This window comes from Mesorhizobium sp. M1328 (assembly GCF_040318075.1).
Lineage (GTDB): Bacteria > Pseudomonadota > Alphaproteobacteria > Rhizobiales > Rhizobiaceae > Mesorhizobium.
On record NZ_JAMYLO010000041.1, the window covers coordinates 1 to 15790 of the forward strand.

At 61.3% G+C, this 15790-nt stretch carries 11 protein-coding genes and 1 pseudogene; 5 read left to right on the forward strand and 7 right to left on the reverse strand.

From position 1 onward, the window contains the following. Positions 1 to 173: 173 nt before the first annotated feature. Complete coding sequence (locus NKH23_RS33080; protein ID WP_352721963.1) at positions 174 to 1592, reverse strand: DEAD/DEAH box helicase; 1419 nt, start codon at positions 1590 to 1592, stop codon at positions 174 to 176. Positions 1593 to 1979: 387 nt separating this feature from the next. On the opposite strand from NKH23_RS33080, the gene NKH23_RS33085 reads away from it, so the two are divergent. Next, positions 1980 to 3512: an acyl-CoA carboxylase subunit beta gene (locus NKH23_RS33085; RefSeq protein ID WP_352721964.1), complete on the forward strand. Its 1533-nt coding sequence runs from the start codon at positions 1980 to 1982 to the stop codon at positions 3510 to 3512. A gap of 9 nt (positions 3513 to 3521) precedes the next feature. After that, complete coding sequence (locus NKH23_RS33090; RefSeq protein WP_352721966.1) at positions 3522 to 4592, forward strand: M48 family metallopeptidase; 1071 nt, start codon at positions 3522 to 3524, stop codon at positions 4590 to 4592. 43 nt (positions 4593 to 4635) lie between these two features. Here NKH23_RS33090 and NKH23_RS33095 read toward each other — a convergent pair whose 3' ends face one another. After that, the gene (locus NKH23_RS33095) at positions 4636 to 6654 is read right to left on the reverse strand and encodes a hypothetical protein (RefSeq protein ID WP_352980063.1); all 2019 of its coding nucleotides are present in this window, start codon (positions 6652 to 6654) and stop codon (positions 4636 to 4638) included. Further along, on the reverse strand, positions 6651 to 8189 hold the full coding sequence (locus tag NKH23_RS33100) for an NAD(P)H-hydrate dehydratase (protein ID WP_352721970.1): 1539 nt from the start codon (positions 8187 to 8189) through the stop codon (positions 6651 to 6653). Before NKH23_RS33100 ends, NKH23_RS33095 begins: the two co-directional genes overlap by 4 nt. 358 nt (positions 8190 to 8547) lie before the next feature. Here NKH23_RS33100 and NKH23_RS33105 point away from each other — a divergent pair, with 358 nt between their 5' ends. Beyond that, positions 8548 to 8886 carry a P-II family nitrogen regulator gene (locus NKH23_RS33105; RefSeq protein WP_019857988.1) on the forward strand — a complete coding sequence of 113 codons (339 nt, stop codon included), beginning with the start codon at positions 8548 to 8550 and terminating at the stop codon, positions 8884 to 8886. A 54-nt stretch (positions 8887 to 8940) separates the two neighbouring features. Next, positions 8941 to 10350, forward strand: a complete 1410-nt coding sequence (gene glnA / locus NKH23_RS33110; RefSeq protein ID WP_254817166.1) for a type I glutamate--ammonia ligase — start codon at positions 8941 to 8943, stop codon at positions 10348 to 10350. Between the two features lie 116 nt (positions 10351 to 10466). On the opposite strand, the gene NKH23_RS33115 is transcribed toward glnA, so the two are convergent. Continuing rightward, on the reverse strand, positions 10467 to 11507 hold the full coding sequence (locus NKH23_RS33115) for a glutamine synthetase beta-grasp domain-containing protein (RefSeq protein WP_254817165.1): 1041 nt from the start codon (positions 11505 to 11507) through the stop codon (positions 10467 to 10469). Positions 11508 to 11827: 320 nt separating this feature from the next. On the opposite strand from NKH23_RS33115, the gene NKH23_RS33120 reads away from it, so the two are divergent. After that, positions 11828 to 12022, forward strand: a complete 195-nt coding sequence (locus NKH23_RS33120) for a DUF2735 domain-containing protein (RefSeq protein ID WP_352451032.1) — start codon at positions 11828 to 11830, stop codon at positions 12020 to 12022. A gap of 85 nt (positions 12023 to 12107) precedes the next feature. On the opposite strand, the gene NKH23_RS33125 is transcribed toward NKH23_RS33120, so the two are convergent. From NKH23_RS33125 to NKH23_RS33135, 3 genes and pseudogenes are all read right to left on the reverse strand, one after another. Then, positions 12108 to 13994 carry an MFS transporter gene (locus NKH23_RS33125; RefSeq protein WP_292660392.1) on the reverse strand — a complete coding sequence of 629 codons (1887 nt, stop codon included), beginning with the start codon at positions 13992 to 13994 and terminating at the stop codon, positions 12108 to 12110. 194 nt (positions 13995 to 14188) lie between these two features. Beyond that, positions 14189 to 14980 carry an ATP12 family chaperone protein gene (locus NKH23_RS33130; RefSeq protein WP_352914669.1) on the reverse strand — a complete coding sequence of 264 codons (792 nt, stop codon included), beginning with the start codon at positions 14978 to 14980 and terminating at the stop codon, positions 14189 to 14191. Positions 14981 to 14982: 2 nt separating this feature from the next. Further along, positions 14983 to 15790: pseudogene (locus NKH23_RS33135) on the reverse strand (DMT family transporter); the annotation flags it as partial.

Consider the following 15790-nt stretch of genomic DNA (forward strand, 5'->3'; position numbering starts at 1 on the left):
TAGCCGCGTCTCGGATTTGGGTGGCGGGGTGGGGGGTTCGTTGTTGTGAATAACACTGAGGGGTTTATCTAACAAATTGGAGTCATCTAGGTGGGGTCCGTTCCCGTGCTGCGGGCCGCCCTTTTCAATCGTGAATGACCAAGCCAGGCTTGGCCGACCGCAACACGGTCAGATTATGCGGCCCGCGCTGCTGGCCGCTTGCCGCCGAAGCGGCGCTTGTTGTTGCCCTTGAAGGGCTTGGCGCCTTCCGGCTTGCGCTCGCCCGCAAAGGCCGGCTTGTCGCCGAACCGCTTCTTGCCGAAGCCGTTGTTTGCGCCGCCGGGCCGCCTGCCGTCGCGGCGGCCATTGTGGTCGTTGCGATCATTGGCCGGTTCGAAGCTGCGCTCGTTCTTCTCGGCGGGATTGCGCTGCGGATCGGGGCTGCCGAGATGGTCGGCAACGATCGGCAGCTTAGTGCGGATGATGCGCTCGACCTGGCGCAGCTTGCTGTTTTCGGATGGGTCGCAGAGCGTGATGGCGATGCCGTCCATGCCGTTGCGGCCAGTGCGGCCGATGCGGTGGACATAGCTCTCTGCCTCGTCCGGCAGGTCGAAATTCACCACATGGCTGATGCCGGGCACGTCGATGCCGCGTGCCGCAATGTCGGTCGCCACGAGAATGCGCACCGAACCCTCACGGAAATCGTTGAGCGCCTTCTGACGGGCATTCTGCGACTTGTTGCCGTGGATGACGGCGGCCTTGAAGCCGTCGCGCTCGAGATCCTTGGTCACCCTGTCGGCGCCATGCTTGGTGCGCGAGAAGATGATGACCGACTTCATCGCCTCATCGGCAAGCATGTTGGCCAGCACCTGGCGCTTCTGCTTGGTGCGGGCAAAGACGACACCCTGTACGATCTCGGCGGCCGCGGTGCTGTGAGGAGCGACTTCGACGCGAATTGGGTTCTTCAGCAGGCCTTTCGCCAGTTCGGCGATTTCGGCCGGCATGGTTGCCGAGAACAGCACCGTCTGACGGTCCGGCGCCGTCGCCCTGGCGATGCGCTTGACGTCGTTGATGAAGCCCATGTCGAGCATGCGGTCGCCTTCGTCGAGCACCAGCCATTTGGTGTCGGCAAGCACGAGATCGCCTTCACGCACCAGGTCTGTCAACCGGCCGGGGGTTGCGATCAGGATGTCGACGCCAGGGGCAACCTTCTTCACCTGGCTGAAGCGCGAGACGCCGCCAAGCACCAGCGCGGTCGAGACATGCGCGCCCTTGGCGAGCAGCTTGATCATCTCCTCGATCTGCACCGCGAGTTCGCGCGTCGGCGCCAAGATCAGCGCGCGGGCCGTCTTCGGCCGGCGCTTGGTGCCAAGTGCGATGATCTTCGACAGGATCGGCAGCGCGAACGCCGCGGTCTTGCCTGAGCCGGTCTGGGCGATGCCGAAAATGTCGCGGCCTTCGAGCTGCGGCGGGATCGCCTGGGCCTGGATCGGCTTCGGATCGGTAAAGCCGGCGGCATTGGTGGCCTTGAGCAGTGCGCCGGTAATTCCAAGTGCGGCGAAACCGTTCAGTTCCCCAGTGTCCTTACCGGTCAAAGTGTTTTCATTGGTCAAAATATTCTTCTTTCATGCGGCTCCTGGCCGCAAACATAAATGGCGGCAGGGCGCAACCTGCCGTCGAAAATTGTCATGAAACGACAAGGCGGGCGGACGCTATTGTCCACACGGCTGCGCTGTCGTGCCCGCAGGCATCATGCCACGGGGCTTTTTCGCCACCTTGCCGATATGCCGGGAAGAGGGAAAACAGACGCAACCAGTCTCATTCGTCGAGAAGGCCGGATTTATCCCGGCCCAAGCGCCTATGCCGCCGCATATGGCCCAGTTCGCATCGAAATGCAAGGGGCCTGATGCTGCAGCGCAGCAAAGCCAAGAGGAAGCGGCGCTTGCGCTCTCTCGCGGGCATGATTACCACAATCCAGCTTTCCGTTTCGGGGACCGGTCATGAAGGACGTGCTGAAGGAACTCGAGCGCCGCCGCGAGATCGCCCGCATGGGCGGCGGCCAGGCCCGCATCGACGCCCAGCACAAGAAGGGCAAGCTGATCGCCCGCGAACGCATAGACGTTTTTCTCGACGAGGGCTCGTTCGAGGAGTTCGATATGTTTGTCGAGCACCGCTCGACCGACTTCGGCATGGAGAAGACCAAGATCGCCGGCGATGGCGTCGTCACCGGCTGGGGCACCGTAAATGGCCGGCCAGTGTACCTCTTTGCAAAGGACTTTACCGTGTTCGGCGGCTCGCTGTCCGAGGCGCATGCCGAAAAGGTGGTCAAGGTGCAGGAGATGGCGCTACGCAACCGCGCGCCGATCATCGGCCTTTACGACGCCGGCGGCGCCCGCATCCAGGAAGGCGTGGCGGCGCTCGGCGGCTATGCCGAGATCTTCCAGCGCAATGTTCTAGCCTCCGGCGTCATCCCACAGATTTCGCTGATCATGGGCCCTTGTGCTGGCGGCGACGTCTATTCGCCGGCGATGACCGACTTCATCTTCATGGTTCGCGACACCTCCTACATGTTCGTCACCGGGCCGGATGTGGTGAAGACCGTCACCAACGAGACGGTCACCGCCGAAAGCCTCGGCGGCGCTTCCGTCCACACGACGAAGTCCTCGATCGCCGACGGAGCCTACGACAATGACGTCGAGGCGTTGCTGCAGATGCGCCGGCTGGTCGATCTGCTGCCCGCCTCCAACACGGCGGAAATTCCCGAGATCGAATGCTACCAGTCGGTCACCGATCACGATCTGTCGCTCGACAGGCTGATCCCCGACAATGCCAACAAACCCTACGACATCAAAGAGTTGATCCTTAAAGTTGCCGACGAGGGTGACTTCTTCGAGATCCAGCAGAATTTTGCGAAAAACATCGTCACCGGCTTCGGCCGTATCGAGGGCCGCACCGTCGGCTTCGTCGCCAACCAGCCGATGGTGCTGGCCGGCGTGCTCGATTCGGATGCCAGCCGCAAGGCGGCGCGTTTCGTGCGCTTCTGCGACTGCTTCTCGATCCCGATCGTCACCTTCGTCGACGTGCCGGGCTTCCTGCCAGGCACCGCGCAGGAATATGGCGGGTTGATCAAGCACGGCGCCAAGCTTCTGTTCGCCTATGCCGAAGCGACCGTGCCGAAAATAACCGTCATCACCAGAAAGGCCTATGGCGGCGCCTATGACGTTATGGCGTCAAAGCATTTGCGCGGCGACATGAACTATGCCTGGCCAACGGCGCAGATTGCGGTGATGGGCGCCAGGGGCGCAGTCGAGATCATCTATCGCAAGGATATCGGCGACGCGGAGAAAATTGCAGCGCACACAAAAGCTTACGAGGATCGCTTCCTGTCACCCTTCGTTGCCGCCGAGCGTGGCTATGTCGACGAGGTTATCATGCCGCATTCGACCCGCCGCCGCATCGCCCGCGCGCTCAGGATGCTGCGCAACAAGGATATGCAAAACCCCTGGAAGAAGCACGATAATATTCCGCTGTGAGAGGGGTTGATGTCGCGCCTGGTCCTCTGTGTGGGAGCGCGTTTCGGCAGGTTTGCCATCCTGCTCTTCGCTCTGCCGCTGTTTTGCCCAATACTCCTGTGGTTCTGGTTCCTCGATTGCTATCCGCTCGCTGTCATCGCGACTGGCGTTGTTGCAATCCCGGCCGCGATGCTGGCCATCGTTCTGTTGATTGGGACATTGTTCGCCGGTTTTCGACCCAGCAAGGTGGACGGGATTACTTGGGAATCAGCCCCGAAATTGTGGGCTGTCTGGGAGAGTATTGCTGGCAAACACCGCGCCAGCCGGACGACGATCGTGCTGAGCGACGATCTCAACGCTAGCATCGGTGAAGAGCGGCCGTTTCTGGGCCTGCTTGGTCGCAGGGCAATTCTCACCGTGGGCCTGCCGCTGCTCGCAGCGACCGACAAAAAGGCATTTGCGGCGATCTTGGCTCATGAGGACGCCCATCTGAAAAACAAAGATACAAATGGCGGTCTCAACCTGGCCGAACTCGAGAAAAGCTTCGATCTAATCTTCGACTTCGCTCCTCCAGGGAAAACCGTTTCAGGCAGCCTGTTCTACTGGATGCTTGGTCCGCTGTCGCGCACTCTGGAGCGCGAAGAAATACGGTTGTCGCGACGGGCGGAAATTGACGCAGATCGCCATGCAGCGACGTCCGGCGATGCATATGAAACGGCGCGCGCCCTGCTACTGATCGGTGCTGCCAGTGCGTTCTTCGATGACCAAGTGTATATTCCGCTTAAACGTGAACTGCTTGGCACCATGGTACCGCCTCGTCCACCACTCGAAAGAGTTCTGGCGGCCGCCAGTCACCTGTCGAGGCTTCCCATCCTGCAAGAATATGCGCAAAAGGCCTGGGACGCGCCAGATAACGAAAGCGCGGATCATCCGCCCTGGTCCGAACGTTTGACTGCTCTTGGATTTAACTCGGCTCCAGAGATAGAACCAGTTCTGGTTTCTGCCTTGTCGAGCCTGCTGAGCGATGAGGTCGTCGCCGAACATGTCCGCCATTTCGACGGCGAATGGACATCGAACATCGCCGACCATCTCGATCGATAGCTGCCCACCAGGATCCACTGCTGCTAATGCGTGAGCCGGCGGCCTATTCCGCTTCCGCCGCGCCGAACCCCGCTCCCATCGTCGCGCGGACAGCGCCCGACCACGGCGTCGCATGATTGTCGATGCGCATCTGGAAGATAAAATAGGTTGGCGAACAGAAGCCGATGCCTCTCACCTTGCCGATGCCCGGCGTGTCGGGCGGCAGCGATTGGCACATGTAATCCTCGCGGCAAAAATGGTCGGCGGAGCAGGCAGGCCTGTTGCCGCGATTGACGGCGCCGCCCAGGCACTGGTCGAAATTATTGGTCGCTACGCAGGTGTCGAATTTTTTGCCGCCAACCAGCCCGCAAATCTCGTTCGGCATCGACTTGCCCGGTTTGAAGGCGGCAAAGCTGTGATCCCGGTCGTCGCAGCCGCGATAGGCAATGCCCGCCGGCACGCCGATCTTCGGCGGCCGGCAGGTGTAGGCGATGCGTGAAATGCCCGGCGCGAAAGCCGCGAACTGGCCGGTGATGGTGTAGCGGTCATTGAAAGGCTGCGCGGCGTTGCTGGCGATCGAGCCGGTCAGGCACGGATGGCCGGAGAACATGGCTTTGCTGTCCTTGGGGCTGTCCTTGGGCAGCAGGCATTGCGCCAGCTTGGTGCGCACGCCGGACACGATCGCCAGTGGCGTGCAGACGGTACCGCCGCCGCATTGCCAGGTTGCGCCGAAGCGGGCCGCATCCTCCGGCATCAGGCACGGCATCGCCATCTCGGCCGGCGCGTAGTCGACCTCGCCGGCATCGTTCCATGTGGCCGGCGGCGCGAAGGACAGCGGGCGGAAACGGTTCGGCTCCTTGCCCTCGGCAGTCGCGCGCAGCCACGCTTCGCGGCGGGGGATGTCGGCGTGAAGATGCGGTGAGATGCCAACTTCGATGCGGTTGAGCGGCGAGGTCGTCTTGTCATCGAAACCGATGAAATGGAAGCCGGCGGTCGATCCCGCCTGATGGCAGCCCTGGCAGGCGCCGTTGTCCAGACGCTCGACCAGCGCCTCCGGCGTTCGCACCAACTTCAGCGCAGAAAAATCGAGGCCGGCGAAATCCGCGGATTGGAACAGCGGCGTGAACGGGTGGTTGGCCTGCCTTGCGCTGCCGAAGGTCGACCATGAGATGACCTTCTTCGCCAGGAATTGGTCCGGAATCTGGTAGACGCCGAGATCGACCGCCGCAACATCTGTGCGGATGTATTCCGCAAGTTTTGCTTTTAAGCCGGCGTCTTCAGCAAGGCGTGCCGTGTCGGGCGTATTCTCCAGCGGCTTCTCGCTGACAGCCGAGCCATCGATGCCGAATATCCGCATGAAGTAGGCCGCCTGGCCACCGAATTCGGTCTCCTGGCCGGAGGGGAAGCGCACCACTTGCGCATTGAGCTCGAGCTGCTTGAAGGTGAGCGCCGCCCTTTCCAGCGGGCCGCCGGTCAGCCAACCGGCATCGACGCTTTCGTCGAGTTGCGGCGCCCAGCGTCCGGCAACGCCGACGCAGCCACCATCGGCATCGGGCGCGACATTGAAGACGGCACTGAAATTGAACGGCAGGCGCGAGGCCAAAACCTTGCCGTTCTTCTTGAAGCTGTAGGCGAGGCGATAGATGAAACGCACCTCGCCGCAACTGGTGTCGCCCGTCAGCGCGGCGAAATCGCCGCGGTCGAGCCGGTTGACCACGCCGACGAGGCGGAAGCGTGCGGCGTCGGTCTTCAGCCAGCGCATGTCCATGATGCGGCCGACATTGCCGTCGGTGACCTCATAGAGCGTCCGCCCGCCGGCCTTCATCTCGGCCCGCAGCGCCGCGACGTCGCTTGCAACCGTTTCGACGATCGCGTGGTAGGCCGGCGCCTTCTCGTAGAGCGTCTTCAGGTCGCCCTTGCCATCGACGCCGAAAATGCCGGCGAAACCGTAACCCTCGCTATCGAGGGCGGCGAGAACGGCCGGGTCGTCGACGATGGTCACCGGCTGCTCAGCGGCATTCGCCGACTGTGTCGCCAATGCGGCCATGACGAGCGTGATGAAAAAGACAGCAAGACGTCTCATAGAAGGTCCTGTTGGCGTTCGACCAATTCACGCAACACCGGCACCAACGCCATCGGCAGATCCTCGGCGATCAAGCCAGGCCCGAAACGGCGGCCGGCCTCGGCGTGGATCCAGACCGCAGCGCAGGCAGCCTGGAAGGCTCGCATGCCTTGCGCCAGCAGCGCGGCAACGATGCCCGCCAGCACATCCCCCGACCCGGCCGTTGCCAGCCACGGCGCGCCATTGCTGTTGATCGCAACCCTGCCGTCGGGCGCCGCGATCACCGTGTCGGCGCCCTTGTAGACAATGACTGAATTGGCACGCGCTGAGGCGGCGCCGGCCTTGGCGAGCTTTGACTGCTTCTTCGATCTGGCAATGTCGGGAAAAAGCCTGGCGAATTCGCCTTCATGCGGCGTCAGCACCAGACTTGGTGCGAAGGTTCGATGTGCGGCTTCAAAAAGGGCGTCTGGAGCGTCGCGAAACGAAGTCAGGCCATCGGCATCAAGCACAACGCCTCCAAATTCGATCCCGTGTTTGATATCGTGGAGAGGGTCCCGGCTGAGCAACCGCAATGCAAAATCGCGGGCTTTGTCGCCAACGCCGAACCCTGGACCAAGAACGATGGCCAACGGCTGCCGTTCGCCGATGAATTCGCCCACCTCCGCGACGGTGTCGACCTTTCGCAACATGATCGAGGTCAGATGCGCGGCGTTCACCTGCATGGCATCGCCAGGCGAAAGCACGGTCACTGCCCCCGCGCCGCTTCTGGCAGCGGCCATCGCAGACAGCCGGGCGGCACCTGTGGCGCTCGGTCCGCCGGAAAAGACCGCGACATGGCCGCGCTTGTATTTGTGCGTATCGATGGCCGTTCGCGGAAAATTCCATCGCAGCCACAGGTCCGGCGTGTTCTCAAACGTCTTGATCTTGAGCTGGTCGACGATCGCATCTGGAATGCCGATGTCAGCGACGATGATCTCGCCGCACAGGCTGCGTCCGGGCATCAGCAGATGGCCGACCTTTTTTCGCACGAACGTTACCGTCACCTCGGCCTCGAAATAAGCATTGGTCAACCCGGTTTCGCCCGACACACCCGAAGGTAGGTCGATCGAAACCACCGGCACGCGTTCCGCGCTACTAAGGCCGGAGACGGCTGACGCTTGCATGGAAATGTCTTTCGACAGTCCCGCGCCATAGAGCGCGTCCACGACGACTTCTCCCGCTTCCGGATAACAGTGGCCGAGATGGTTGACCGGCAGGTTGCAAGCCTCGGCAGCCAGCGCGGCATCGCTCCCCGGTTTCTGCTTGCCTTCGGCCCAGACCGCGACATTGACGCCAGCCTCGGCCAGCAACCGTGCCACGACGTAGCCATCGCCACCATTGTTGCCGGGGCCACAGAGCACATGGACGCGGCTCGCCGCTGGATAGCGCTTCAGCACTACGGCAGCAACCGCGGCGCCGGCGTTGCGCATCAGGCCGATGCCGTCGAACGGACCGGCGGCGATCGCCAGCCGGTCGGCCTCGGCCATTTCGGACGGAGAAAGAAGTTCGTTGCTCATGCGGGCGACATGCACATCATCTGCCGAAGCATTGTCCAGTTTTTGATCCGACGCAAACTACGAAGGTTGTGAAACACACCGGCGATGCCCGGAGCGACGAGTCGCAGGTCCGCAGCTGCTCATGAAATATCCGATATGCCCAATTTTTGTGCGGACTGCAGGACCAGCCGTGTATAGGCTCGCGGCGTTCATGGCGCATCCGACGCAGTGAATGACGCGAATGTACATTCCCGCGTAGCATGGTATCCAAATGATGTGAGGCCGCTCGGCGCCCCATCAGTTGGCACAGTTTGTGCTTGATTGAGGCGCAAGCGGGGCTCACAACCCGTCTTTTTTGGCAGTGGAGGCCACTTTTTACATGAAAAAGATCGAAGCGATCATCAAGCCATTCAAGCTAGACGAAGTGAAGGAAGCGCTTCAGGAGGCCGGCCTGCAAGGTATCACCGTTACCGAGGCCAAAGGGTTTGGCCGCCAGAAGGGCCATACCGAGCTTTATCGCGGCGCCGAATATGTCGTCGACTTCCTGCCGAAGGTGAAAATCGAGGTCGTGCTCGGCGACGATGCAGTCGAAGCCGCGATCGAAGCCATCCGCAAGGCGGCCCAGACCGGCCGTATCGGCGACGGCAAGATCTTCGTCTCGAACATCGAGGAAGTGGTGCGCATCCGCACCGGCGAAACCGGCATGGACGCCGTCTGAGTTTTCCCGTTAAAAGGCCACGTTCAAAACGTCATCACATAGGGAAGCAGGGACATGACGACAGCCAAAGACATCATGAAGCAGATCAAGGACAACGACGTGAAGTTCGTCGATCTGCGCTTCACCGATCCGAAGGGCAAACTGCAGCACGTTACGATGGATGTCGTCGAGGTCGAGGAAGACATGTTTGCCGATGGCGTCATGTTCGACGGTTCGTCGATCGCCGGCTGGAAGGCAATCAACGAGTCCGACATGGTGCTGATGCCCGATGCGGATACGGTGCATATGGACCCGTTCTTCGCCCAGTCGACCATGGTCATCCTGTGCGACATTCTCGATCCGATCTCGGGCGAATCCTACAACCGCGACCCGCGCGGCACCGCCAAGAAGGCCGAGGCCTATATGAAGGCCGAAGGCATCGGCGACCAGATCTTCGTCGGTCCTGAAGCCGAGTTCTTCGTGTTCGACGACGTCAAGTACAAGGCCGATCCCTACAACACCGGCTTCAGGCTGGATTCCACCGAACTGCCGTCCAATGACGACACCGATTACGAGACCGGCAATCTCGGTCACCGGCCGCGCATCAAGGGCGGCTATTTCCCGGTGCCGCCGATCGATTCGGCACAGGACATGCGCTCGGAAATGCTCACCGTGCTCGCCGAAATGGGCGTGCGCGTTGAAAAGCACCATCACGAAGTGGCCGCCGCCCAGCACGAGCTCGGCATCAAGTTCGACACGCTGGTCCGCAACGCCGACAAGATGCTGATCTACAAATATGTCGTGCACCAGGTCGCCAACGCATACGGCAAGACGGCCACTTTCATGCCGAAGCCGGTGTTCGGCGACAACGGCTCGGGCATGCATGTCCACCAGTCGATCTGGAAGGAAGGCAAGCCGACCTTCGCCGGCAACGAATATGCCGGCCTGTCTGAGAGCTGCCTGTTCTACATCGGTGGCATCATCAAGCATGCCAAGGCGATCAACGCCTTCACCAACCCGCTGACCAATTCCTACAAGCGCCTGGTGCCGGGCTATGAAGCGCCGGTGCTGCTCGCCTATTCGGCACGCAACCGCTCGGCCTCGTGCCGCATTCCGTTCGGCTCGTCGCCGAAATCCAAGCGCGTCGAGGTCCGCTTCCCCGATCCGGGCGCCAACCCCTATCTCGCCTTCGCCGCCATGCTGATGGCCGGCCTCGACGGCATCAAGAACAAGATCCACCCGGGACAGCCGATGGACAAGGATCTCTACGACCTGCCGCCGAAGGAATTGAAGAAGATCCCGACCGTCTGCGGCTCGCTGCGCGAGGCACTGCAGAGCCTCGACAAGGACCGCGGCTTCCTGAAGGCCGGCGGCGTCTTCGACGACGACCAGATCGACAGCTACATCGAGCTCAAGATGGCCGAGGTGATGCGCTTCGAAATGACCCCGCATCCGGTCGAATACGACATGTATTATTCGGTCTGATTCAGATCGTTGCAGCCAACAGAAAAAACCCCGGCGAAGACGCCGGGGTTTTTTATTGTGATGCGATTGGACAGAACGTCACGGCGCAGACCTGAGGTCTGCGCCGTGACAAGTGCTCAAGCCGCGGCCGAAACCTCGGCGCTCGTCGGGACGGAGGCGATCGTCTTCAATATCTGCGAGGCGATCTGGTAGGGGTCGCCCTGCGAGTTCGGACGGCGATCCTCGAGATAGCCCTTGTAGCCGTTGTTGATGAAGGAGTGCGGCACGCGGATCGAGGCGCCGCGATCGGCGATGCCGTAGCTGAACCTGTTCCAGGGCGCGGTCTCGTGCTTGCCGGTCAAACGCTTGTCGTTGTCCGGCCCATAGACGGCGATGTGATCCATCAGGTTTTTGTCGAAGGCTGCCATCAGCGCCTCGAAATAGCCCTTGCCGCCGACTTCGCGCATATAGGCGGTCGAGAAGTTGGCATGCATGCCGGAGCCGTTCCAATCGGTGTCACCGAGCGGCTTGCAGTGGTATTCGATGTCGATGCCGTACTTCTCGGTCAGGCGCTGCAACAAATAGCGCGCCATCCACATCTGGTCGGCGGCTTTCTTGGAGCCCTTGCCAAAGATCTGGAATTCCCACTGGCCTTTGGCTACCTCAGCATTGATGCCTTCATGATTGATGCCGGCGGCAAGGCAAAGGTCGAGATGCTCCTCGACGATCTGCCTGGCGACGGAGCCGACATTGCTGTAGCCGACGCCGGTATAGTACGGGCCTTGCGGCGCCGGATAGCCACTCTCGGGGAAGCCGAGAGGACGGCCGTCCTTGTAGAAGAAATATTCCTGCTCGAAGCCGAACCAGGCGCCCTCGTCGTCGAGAATGGTGGCGCGCTTGTTGGACGCATGCGGCGTCACGCCGTCCGGCATCATGACCTCGCACATGACGAGCGCGCCATTGGTGCGGGCGGGATCCGGATAGACGGCGACCGGCTTCAAAACGCAGTCGGAGCTGTGGCCCTCGGCCTGCATGGTCGAAGAACCGTCGAAGCCCCACAGAGGAAGCTGGTCGAGCGTCGGAAACTCGGCATAGTCCTTGACCTGCGTCTTTCCGCGAAGATTGGGAACCGGGGTGTATCCATCGAGCCAAATGTACTCGAGCTTGTATTTCGTCATTCTAGCCTCTCGTTGCTTGATCACCGAACCCTGGATGGCGCCGGGGCGAGCCGGCCTATCCAGCAGCCGACCTGCCGGACTGTTAAAATGCAATTCGTGTGCCATTCTCGCCGGCGACGGATGCGGCAAAAAGTGAGGTTGTATCCGCCCAAAATCGCTGGTCCGCCGTCATGCTGCGTTCGGATCATCCACAAGCACAACTTGCACAAATCATGTGCAAGTACTGATCTTTTCGTAATCATGTTGCCTAATTCGGTTGCTGAACCTATGTTGGGGAAAGGTTGAATCGGCAGTGTTCTGTCGAAGAAAGGAAACCGACAATGGAAATCACTTCCACTCGTCAGTCGGCCAAAATCCTGATGTTCCCGGTGGCAGCGCGCGCTTCTGCCTCAAATTTAAGCGGAAAGGCTAAGTTCGCGGCAGAACTTGCTTCTTTGCGCAACCGAACGGATTTCGGAAGTGCCTGGTATCATGAAGCAGCGATCGAGGAAGCGAACCAGGATCGGAAGAGCTAAGCCCTTCCCCTCCATGCACTCGATAAATGAAAAAGCCCGGCGTGATCACTCGCGCCGGGCTTTGCTTTGAACCGGGACAGGCCGGCTACTGCTTGGCGTGCAGGTCCGTTCCGAGCGTATCCCTGATAAAGATCATCCCGATGATCAGCGACATCGCCGCGATCACCACCGGGTACCAGAGGCCGTAGTAGATGTCGCCTTTGTAGGCACTGAGCGCGAACACCGTCGCCGGCAGCAGGCCGCCGAACCAGCCATTGCCGATGTGATAGGGCAGCGACATGCCGGTGTAACGGATGCGGGTCGGGAACATCTCGACCAGGATTGCGGCGATTGGCCCATACACCATTGTCACGTAGAGGACGAGAATGAACAGGATGCCAATCGTCATCGGCCAATTCACCGCAGCCGGGTCCGCGAACATAGCAAAGGCGCCGGCGCCCGGTATCGTGTAGACGGCGACCTCTGGCGAGCCGGCGGCGTCGTCGGCAGTCAGCAGCTTGTCCTTGATCGCCTGCTCGGTCGGAACCGTCGCCTTGTCGCCGGCGCGGATGGCTGCCGCATCGAGTTTCAGCTCCGGATTGGCCGCGACGAAGGCGTCGAGCTTCTGGTCAGATACTTTGGCCGGTGCACGCTTCAGTGGATAGCCGCCGTCCTGCAGCGCGAGGTTTACTGCCTTCTTGAACGCAGTTTCATTTGAAGTCGCCTTGTCTGCGGCTGCCACAGCATCATAGGAGGTGACGGTTTCGTTGCCGATCTTGACGCTTGCCGCAGTCCCAGGTGCCGCGGTCGCAACAATGTCGTAAGGCACGGAGCTCTTGGCAAGGAAATCCGTGGCAATGTCGCACGAGGTGAGAGGCTTGCGGGTCCCGGTCGGATTGAACTGGAATCTGCAGTCCCCAGGTGCGGCAGTTACTGTCGCGCGCGTATTCTGCTGGGCGGTGGCGAGCGCCGGGTTGGCCGCCCTCGTCAGCGCCTTGAACAAGGGGAAGGTGGTGACGATCGCCAGTGCAAGGCCGGCCATGATGATCGGTTTGCGGCCGATCTTGTCGGAAAGCCAGCCGAACACGACGAAGAAGATGGTGCCGAGCGCCAGCGCGATCGCGATCATGATATTGACCGACTGCGGATCGACCTTGAGCACGTTCTGCAGGAAGAACAGCGCGTAGAACTGACCGTTGTACCAAACTACGGCCTGGCCGGCGGTAAGGCCGAGCAGCGCCAGCAACGCGATCTTGGCGTTTTTCCACTGACCGAAGGCTTCGGTAAGCGGCGCCTTGGAACCTTTTCCCTCATCCTTCATGCGCTGGAAGGTCGGAGACTCGGCAAGCGACAGGCGAATCCAAACCGAGATGGCGAGCAGGGCCGCGGAAACCAGGAATGGAATGCGCCAGCCCCAAGCCGTGAAATCTTCCTTGCTCAGCGAATTCTGTACAATCAAAATCACGATCAGCGACAGGAACAGGCCGAGCGTTGCGGTGGTCTGGATCCATGAGGTGTAGAAGCCACGACGGTCGTCGGGAGCGTGTTCGGCGACATACGTCGCGGCGCCGCCATATTCGCCGCCAAGCGCCAGGCCTTGCAGCATGCGAAGTGCGACCAGGATGACCGGCGCCGCTATACCCCAACTGGCTGCGCCTGGAAGTATGCCGACCAGGAAGGTCGACAGGCCCATGATCATGATGGTGACGAGGAAGGTGTACTTGCGGCCGACGAGATCGCCGATGCGGCCGAATACCAGCGCGCCGAAGGGGCGTACGAGGAAACCTGCGGCAAAAGCCAAAAGCGTAAAGATGTTGCGCGTCGTTTCCGGGTACTGGGTAAAGAAGGCTGCGCCGATCGCGGCTGTCAGCGTGCCATAGAGATAAAAATCGTACCATTCGAAAATGGTGCCGAGCGAGGAGGCGAAGATGACCTTCTTCTCCTCCCGCGTCATGCCGCGGCTTGTTTTGCCGGCGGTCGATGCCATTGCCATGAGTGTATCCTCCCGTGTGATTCGTGATTCCGTCAGTCCTCGATGCTGCGCGTCATCGTCCGCGTTTCCTCGCAACGCAGACTCAGTACAGCCATCGGTGCAAAAAATGACAGAAAGCAATGCCCAGAGGCAGACCGCCTTTGGGATTATGACTTTGGTCTAATGTGCAGTGCGAAATAGAAACGACGGTGCCGTCAGCCTTTGAGAGCTTCGAGCAGGTTGACTGCGGCCATCATGTCGCGCTTGCGGGCAGCGCGGCGGGCGACGGCCTCGGCATCATGGCCCCATTGCTCGGCCTGCCAGTCCTCGTCGACATGACCGGCAGCCCAGGCAGCCTCGCCATCGAGCTCGCCGAAGTCGACGGCCAGCGCCAGCAGCGCCGATCCGGTCAGCGACGTCATGACGTGGATGGCGGCAAGGCGCAGCGGATCGGCACGCTGGGCAAGATGCTGGCCAAGCAGCGCGATGGTCTCGCGCGGCTGTTCGACATGGATCACGCCTTCGGCAAGACGGAACCGGGCGCCGAGCGCGCTGCGCACCCAGTCGATGACCGGATCCCAATGCTCGTTCTGCCGGTCGACCAGCCCTTGGGGCGCATCGGCGCGGTAGCAGAGCAGATCGGATGAGGCGAAGCGCAGGATGTCCTCCAGCACCGCCTGGGGATCACTGGCGACGCCATCGATTGCCGTATTGACCAGACGCATCACCGGCATTGTCACCGGGTCGATGGTCTCCTCCTGTGCGGCGAATTCCTCGGCGACGAGAGCAGCCGCCTTTTCGGTCGGCAGCGCCAGCAGCGCCTTGGCCGGCGTGCGGACGGGCTTGCCATCGAGATGGACGGCAAAACCGTCTTCGACCGGTGCTACCGCGACGGTCTTGTAGAAGCGCTTCGGCAGCGGCGTCTTCATCTGGATCTGGGCGCGACGCACCGGGTCCGGATCAGAGAGCTGTTTTCCCGCTTCGAGGTCGTTCAATATATCGCGCATGCTCATCCGGGACTTTGTTTTCGGGCCGGCCGGTTGACGATGATGAGTCCGGCGGCGATCAGGGCGAGTGCCAGGAAGATACGAACGGGCAGCGGCTCGTTCAAGAACACGGCGCCGCACAGCACACCAAACACCGGCGACAGGAAGGTGAAGCTCGACAAGCCGGATGCAGGGTAGCGCCGCAGCAGCCAGAACCACAGCACATAGGTGAACGCGACGACGTAGACGGCCTGGAACAGCAGAGCCAAGCTCGGCAGAACGGTAAAGCTGCGGACCGGCGGCCCGGCAAAGGCATCACCAAAATGCCGACGACGGCGGCCCCGGCCAGCTGATAGAGCAGCAGCTTTTCGGCGCTGGCCGTCACCAGCTTCGACCGCTTGATGACGATATTGGTCACGGCCCACAGAATGCCGGCGCCGAGACTGAGCAAATCGCCGCTCAATGTTGCGCCGCCATTGGCGCTCAGTTTATCGGAAAACACCGCGACCAGTCCGGCGAAAGCGAGCAGAAGCCCAACGAGCTTGCGCGCCGTGATGCTTTCGCCCAGCAGGAAATGGCCGCCGACCAGCATCCAGAACGGCATGGTGTTGACCAGCAAGGTGTTGCGCACAACCGTCGTATGCTCGAGACCGACGTAGAGGAACAGGAACTCGAGACCGAAAAGCGCGCCCGCCACAATGCCGGCGACGAGGGTCTTGTCGGGCGTGAACAGCGCAATGCCGCGCCAGCGGCACCAGACAAGAACGCACAGGCCGCCGATCACCGAGCGGGCGATGGACAGGAAAACAGGGTCGTAGCCGGCATACGAGA

What these genes read in the sequence shown, in the direction of transcription:
- NKH23_RS33085 (WP_352721964.1), top strand. Translation starts at nt 1,980, where the DNA reads ATGAAGGACGTGCTGAAGGAACTCGAGCGCCGCCGCGAGATCGCCCGC.
- NKH23_RS33105 (WP_019857988.1), top strand. Translation starts at nt 8,548, where the DNA reads ATGAAAAAGATCGAAGCGATCATCAAGCCATTCAAGCTAGACGAAGTG.
- NKH23_RS33130 (WP_352914669.1), bottom strand. Translation starts at nt 14,980, where the DNA reads ATGCGCGATATATTGAACGACCTCGAAGCGGGAAAACAGCTCTCTGAT.
- NKH23_RS33095 (WP_352980063.1), bottom strand. Translation starts at nt 6,654, where the DNA reads ATGAGACGTCTTGCTGTCTTTTTCATCACGCTCGTCATGGCCGCATTG.
- NKH23_RS33100 (WP_352721970.1), bottom strand. Translation starts at nt 8,189, where the DNA reads ATGAGCAACGAACTTCTTTCTCCGTCCGAAATGGCCGAGGCCGACCGG.
- glnA (WP_254817166.1), top strand. Translation starts at nt 8,941, where the DNA reads ATGACGACAGCCAAAGACATCATGAAGCAGATCAAGGACAACGACGTG.
- NKH23_RS33120 (WP_352451032.1), top strand. Translation starts at nt 11,828, where the DNA reads ATGGAAATCACTTCCACTCGTCAGTCGGCCAAAATCCTGATGTTCCCG.
- NKH23_RS33115 (WP_254817165.1), bottom strand. Translation starts at nt 11,507, where the DNA reads ATGACGAAATACAAGCTCGAGTACATTTGGCTCGATGGATACACCCCG.
- NKH23_RS33090 (WP_352721966.1), top strand. Translation starts at nt 3,522, where the DNA reads ATGTCGCGCCTGGTCCTCTGTGTGGGAGCGCGTTTCGGCAGGTTTGCC.
- NKH23_RS33125 (WP_292660392.1), bottom strand. Translation starts at nt 13,994, where the DNA reads ATGGCAATGGCATCGACCGCCGGCAAAACAAGCCGCGGCATGACGCGG.